Origin of the sequence: Klebsiella sp. 10982 (assembly GCF_048589245.1) — a bacterium.
Lineage (GTDB): Bacteria > Pseudomonadota > Gammaproteobacteria > Enterobacterales > Enterobacteriaceae > Klebsiella > Klebsiella quasivariicola.
Map to the genome: position 1 here is coordinate 22,152 of NZ_JBMAXV010000050.1, position 6,000 is coordinate 28,151.

Below are 6,000 nucleotides of genomic sequence, written 5' to 3' on the forward strand. Positions count from 1 at the left end.
AAATAAATAAAGGTCCGGCGGATATATGCAAACAACATCACAGTTTTGGAGCAGAATAATGAGTATTTCCTTGAAGAAATCAGGGATGCTGAAGCTTGGTCTGAGCCTGGTCGCCATGACCGTCGCCGCCAGCGTACAAGCGAAAACCCTGGTTTATTGTTCTGAAGGCTCGCCGGAAGGCTTTAACCCACAGCTCTTCACCTCAGGCACCACCTATGACGCCAGTTCCGTACCGATCTATAACCGCCTGGTCGAATTCAAAACCGGTACGACGGAAGTTATTCCAGGGCTTGCCGAGAAATGGGAAATTAGTCCGGATGGCAAAACCTACACTTTCCACCTGCGTCAGGGCGTGAAGTGGCAGGATAATAAAGAATTCAAACCAACCCGTGATCTGAACGCCGATGATGTGGTGTTCTCCTTCGATCGCCAGAAAAATACCAATAACCCGTACCATAAAGTCTCTGGCGGCAGCTATGAGTACTTTGAAGGCATGGGGTTACCTGACCTGATTAGCGAAGTGAAGAAAGTGGACGATAATACCGTCCAGTTCGTCCTGACTCGCCCGGAAGCGCCGTTCCTCGCTGACCTGGCGATGGACTTCGCCTCCATTCTCTCTAAAGAGTATGCCGACAACATGCTGAAAGCCGGCACGCCGGAAAAAGTAGACCTTAACCCAATCGGTACCGGTCCATTCCAGCTGCTGCAGTACCAGAAAGATTCCCGCATTCTGTATAAAGCCTTCCCGGGCTACTGGGGCACCAAGCCGAAGATCGATCGTCTGGTCTTCTCCATCACCCCGGATGCCTCCGTGCGCTACGCCAAGCTGCAGAAAAACGAGTGTCAGGTGATGCCGTATCCGAACCCGGCGGACATCGCGCGCATGAAGGAAGATAAGAGCATTACCCTGATGGAACAGCCTGGTCTGAACGTCGGTTATCTTTCCTTTAACACCGAGAAGAAACCGCTGGACGACGTGAAAGTCCGTCAGGCGCTCACCTACGCGGTCAATAAAGAAGCGATCATCAAAGCCGTTTACCAGGGCGCAGGCCAGGCGGCGAAGAACCTGATCCCGCCGACCATGTGGGGCTATAACGATGACGTTAAAGACTACACCTACGACCCGGAGAAGGCGAAGCAGCTGCTGAAAGAAGCGGGCCTGGAAAAAGGCTTCACCATCGATCTGTGGGCGATGCCGGTACAGCGTCCGTACAACCCGAACGCCCGCCGTATGGCTGAAATGATCCAGTCTGACTGGGCCAAAATTGGCGTCCAGGCCAAGATCGTCACCTACGAATGGGGTGAGTATCTGAAGCGGGCGAAAGCGGGCGAGCACCAGACCGTAATGATGGGCTGGACCGGTGACAACGGGGATCCGGATAACTTCTTCGCGACCCTGTTCAGCTGCGCCGCGGCGAAAGACGGCTCCAACTACTCGCGCTGGTGCTATAAGCCGTTTGAAGATCTGATTCAGCCGGCCCGCGCCACCGACGACCACAACAAGCGTATTGAACTGTACAAACAGGCTCAGGTAGTGATGCATGACCAGGCTCCGGCGCTGATCATCGCTCACTCCACCGTTTACGAGCCAGTGCGTAAAGAAGTCAAAGGCTATGTGGTCGATCCGCTGGGCAAACACCACTTCGATAACGTCTCCATCGAATAATAAGCACGATGCCTGACCCCCTCTCCCCGTATGGGAGAGGTGGGGGGCGTGTTCCCGCTATTCCGGGGAATGCTTTTGTGAGCAATACAGACGCCCTGTCGCCAGGCGGGGCGTCACTAGAGAGAATCCGGGTTATGTTGCAGTTTATTCTCCGACGTTTGGGACTCGTCATCCCGACATTTATCGGTATCACCCTTCTCACCTTTGCCTTCGTCCATATGATCCCCGGCGATCCGGTGATGATCATGGCGGGTGAACGTGGTATTTCCCCCGAGCGTCACGCGCAGCTGCTGGCCGAAATGGGCCTTGATAAGCCGCTGTGGCAGCAATATGCCCATTATATTTGGGGCGTACTGCACGGTGATTTAGGCATCTCGCTGAAAAGCCGCATTCCCGTGTGGCAAGAGTTTGTCCCGCGCTTCAAAGCCACCCTTGAGCTGGGCGTTTGCGCGATGATCTTTGCCGTTGCCGTCGGTATTCCGGTGGGCGTGCTGGCTGCGGTAAAACGCGGCTCCATCTTCGACCACACCGCCGTGGGCCTGGCCCTGACCGGCTATTCGATGCCTATCTTCTGGTGGGGCATGATGCTGATTATGCTGGTTTCGGTGCAGCTGAACCTGACGCCGGTCTCCGGGCGTATCAGCGATACGGTGTTCCTTGACGATACCCTGCCGCTGACCGGCTTTATGCTGATCGACACCGCCATCTGGGGCGAGCAGGGCGACTTTATTGACGCCTTAATGCATATGATCCTGCCCGCTATCGTGCTGGGCACCATCCCGCTGGCGGTGATTGTGCGTATGACCCGTTCGTCGATGCTGGAAGTGCTCGGCGAGGACTACATCCGTACCGCGCGCGCCAAAGGGCTGACCCGGATGCGGGTGATCGTGGTCCACGCGCTGCGCAACGCGATGCTGCCGGTGGTGACGGTGATTGGCCTGCAGGTGGGTACCCTGCTGGCGGGCGCCATCCTGACGGAAACCATTTTCTCATGGCCTGGTTTAGGCCGCTGGCTGATCGACGCGCTGCAGCGTCGCGATTACCCGGTGGTGCAGGGCGGAGTGCTGCTGGTGGCGACGATGATTATCCTCGTCAACCTGCTGGTCGACCTGCTGTATGGCGTGGTGAACCCGCGTATCCGGCATAAGAAGTAAGGGGCCATCATGTCACAAGTTACTGAAAATAAAGTTATCGCTGCGCCGGTGCCCATGACCCCGCTGCAGGAGTTCTGGCACTATTTCAAACGCAACAAAGGGGCGGTCGTCGGTCTGGTTTACGTGGTAGTGATGATCGTCATCGCGGTGTTCGCCAACTTCCTCGCCCCGTATAACCCGGCGGATCAGTTCCGTGATTCGCTGCTGGCGCCGCCGTTCTGGCAGGACGGCGGCAGCCTGGCGCATCTGCTCGGTACCGACGACGTGGGTCGCGATATTCTGTCGCGCCTGATGTACGGCGCCCGCCTGTCGCTGCTGGTGGGCTGTCTGGTGGTGGTGCTGTCGCTGATCCTTGGCGTGGTGCTCGGCCTGGTGGCGGGCTATTTCGGCGGGGTGGTGGATTCCATCATCATGCGCGTCGTCGATATTATGCTGGCGCTGCCGAGCCTGCTGCTGGCGCTGGTGCTGGTGGCTATCTTCGGGCCGTCTATCGTCAATGCCTCGCTGGCGCTGACCTTCGTGGCGCTCCCGCACTATGTGCGTCTGACGCGCGCCGCGGTGCTGGTCGAAGTCAACCGCGACTATGTGACCGCTTCCCGCGTGGCGGGCGCCGGCGCGATGCGCCAGATGTTCGTCAATATTCTGCCAAACTGTCTTGCGCCGCTGATCGTTCAGGCGTCGCTGGGCTTTTCTAACGCCATTCTCGACATGGCCGCACTGGGGTTCCTCGGCATGGGCGCGCAGCCGCCGACGCCTGAGTGGGGCACCATGCTCTCCGACGTATTGCAGTTCGCGCAGAGCGCCTGGTGGGTGGTGACCTTCCCGGGCGTGGCGATCCTGCTGACGGTGCTGGCATTTAACCTGATGGGTGACGGTCTGCGTGACGCGCTCGATCCCAAACTGAAGCAGTAAGAGGTTCGAGATGGCGTTATTGAATGTAGATAAATTATCGGTGCATTTCGGCGATGAGAACGCGCCGTTCCGCGCCGTAGACCGCATCAGCTATAGCGTGAAGCAGGGCGAAGTGGTTGGCATCGTCGGTGAATCCGGCTCCGGTAAATCCGTCAGCTCGCTGGCAATTATGGGCCTGATTGACTATCCCGGCCGGGTGATGGCGGACAAACTGGAGTTCAACGGCCGCGACCTGCAGCGCATCTCTGAAAAAGAGCGGCGCCAGCTGGTGGGAGCGGAGGTGGCGATGATCTTCCAGGATCCGATGACCAGCCTCAATCCGTGTTACACCGTCGGCTACCAGATTATGGAAGCGATCAAAGTCCATCAGGGCGGTAATAAGCAAACCCGCCGCCAGCGGGCCATCGACCTGCTGAACCTGGTGGGCATTCCCGACCCGGCGTCGCGGCTTGATGTTTACCCGCACCAGCTTTCCGGCGGGATGAGCCAGCGCGTGATGATTGCGATGGCGATTGCCTGTCGGCCAAAGCTGCTGATTGCCGATGAACCGACCACCGCGCTGGACGTGACCATTCAGGCGCAGATTATCGAACTGCTGCTGGAGCTGCAGCAGCAGGAGAATATGGCGCTGGTGCTGATCACTCACGACCTGGCGCTGGTGGCCGAGGCCGCGCATAAAATTATCGTCATGTACGCCGGCCAGGTGGTGGAGACCGGCGACGCGAAGGATATCTTCCGCGCGCCGCGTCATCCGTATACCCAGGCGCTGCTGCGCGCGCTGCCGGAGTTTGCCCAGGATAAAGCGCGTCTGGCCTCGCTGCCGGGCGTGGTGCCGGGGAAATATGACCGTCCTGCCGGCTGTCTGCTGAACCCGCGCTGCCCCTACGCCACGGATAAATGCCGGAGCGAAGAGCCGGTGCTCGCGGATCTTTCCGGCGGCCGTCAGTCTAAATGTCACTACCCACTCGATGATGCCGGGAGGCCTGGATTATGAGTACGCAAAAGGCCGCCACGCCACAACCGCTGTTGCAGGCCATTGATCTGAAAAAACACTACCCGGTGAAGAAGGGGATATTCGCCCCGGAACGACTGGTGAAAGCGCTGGACGGCGTCTCTTTTACCCTTGAGCGCGGTAAAACGCTGGCAGTAGTGGGGGAGTCGGGATGCGGCAAATCGACGCTGGGTCGTTTGCTGACGATGATTGAAATTCCCACCGGCGGCGAACTGTATTATCAGGGGCAGGATCTGCTTAAGCACGACCCGCAGGCGCAGAAGCTGCGGCGGCAAAAAATCCAGATTGTGTTCCAGAACCCGTACGGTTCGCTGAACCCGCGTAAAAAAGTGGGGCAGATTCTGGAAGAGCCGCTGTTGATTAACAGCAGCCTGAGCAAAGAGCAGCGGCGTGAAAAAGCGCTGGCGATGATGGCGAAGGTCGGCCTGAAAACCGAGCATTACGATCGCTACCCGCATATGTTCTCCGGCGGTCAGCGCCAGCGTATCGCTATTGCCCGCGGGCTGATGCTGGATCCGGATGTGGTGATTGCCGATGAGCCGGTCTCCGCGCTGGACGTTTCGGTACGTGCCCAGGTGCTGAACCTGATGATGGATCTGCAGCAGGATTTAGGCCTGTCCTACGTGTTTATCTCCCACGACCTGTCGGTCGTCGAGCACATCGCCGATGAAGTGATGGTGATGTATCTCGGCCGCTGCGTGGAGAAGGGTACCAAAGACCAGATCTTCAACAATCCGCGCCATCCGTATACTCAGGCGCTGTTGTCGGCGACGCCGCGGCTGAACCCGGACGACCGTCGCGAGCGGATCAAGCTGACCGGCGAACTGCCGAGCCCGCTGAACCCGCCGCCGGGGTGCGCCTTCAATGCGCGCTGCCGTCGTCGCTTCGGTCCCTGCACCCAGCTTCAGCCGCAGCTGAAGGATTACGGCGGCCAGCTGGTGGCCTGCTTTGCCGTCGATCAGGATGAGAATCCGCAAAAAAATCTTGCCTGATATTGCGCTCCCGGTCGTCTGGCCGGGAGCGCCTCTTCCTGCGGGAATGACACCCTCCCGCATATTGTTGCCCTTTATGGGCTTTGTTGAATAAATAAGATTTCGTGCGAACGACCCTGTAGCTGGCTGGATTTTCAGGCAATACGCACGCTTTCTGGCATCCCAGCCTTTGTCATCCTGTTCAACGCACGCACCATGGCCATAGCTTCCGCTACCTGACCATCGTAGTCACGCAGCGTCAGTGAATCTCCCAACAACTGCTTA

5 protein-coding genes and 1 pseudogene are annotated in these 6,000 nt (G+C 58.4%); 5 read left to right on the forward strand and 1 reads right to left on the reverse strand.

Annotated elements, in window-relative coordinates; genetic code table 11:
- Positions 1-58: 58 nt before the first annotated feature.
- The 5 genes from dppA to dppF all read left to right on the forward strand — a co-directional run bounded on the left by dppA (position 59) and on the right by dppF (position 5,736).
- Positions 59-1,666 (forward strand): dipeptide ABC transporter periplasmic-binding protein DppA, encoded by a 1,608-nt coding sequence (gene dppA / locus ACKLKD_RS24500; protein ID WP_025714059.1) that lies wholly within the window; start codon positions 59-61, stop codon positions 1,664-1,666.
- A 134-nt stretch (positions 1,667-1,800) separates the two neighbouring features.
- Positions 1,801-2,820 (forward strand): dipeptide ABC transporter permease DppB, encoded by a 1,020-nt coding sequence (dppB, locus tag ACKLKD_RS24505; protein WP_008806900.1) that lies wholly within the window; start codon positions 1,801-1,803, stop codon positions 2,818-2,820.
- Positions 2,821-2,829: 9 nt separating this feature from the next.
- Positions 2,830-3,732 carry a dipeptide ABC transporter permease DppC gene (gene dppC / locus ACKLKD_RS24510; RefSeq protein ID WP_004173938.1) on the forward strand — a complete coding sequence of 301 codons (903 nt, stop codon included), beginning with the start codon at positions 2,830-2,832 and terminating at the stop codon, positions 3,730-3,732.
- 10 nt (positions 3,733-3,742) lie between these two features.
- Entirely contained in the window at positions 3,743-4,726 is a 984-nt protein-coding gene (dppD, locus tag ACKLKD_RS24515) for a dipeptide ABC transporter ATP-binding protein (RefSeq protein WP_025714058.1), read from the forward strand.
- Positions 4,723-5,736 carry a dipeptide ABC transporter ATP-binding subunit DppF gene (gene dppF, locus ACKLKD_RS24520; protein WP_087806108.1) on the forward strand — a complete coding sequence of 338 codons (1,014 nt, stop codon included), beginning with the start codon at positions 4,723-4,725 and terminating at the stop codon, positions 5,734-5,736. Before dppD ends, dppF begins: the two co-directional genes overlap by 4 nt.
- A 134-nt stretch (positions 5,737-5,870) precedes the next feature.
- On the opposite strand, the pseudogene ACKLKD_RS24525 reads toward dppF, so the two are convergent.
- Positions 5,871-6,000 (reverse strand): annotated as a pseudogene (locus tag ACKLKD_RS24525) (IS5/IS1182 family transposase); the annotation flags it as partial.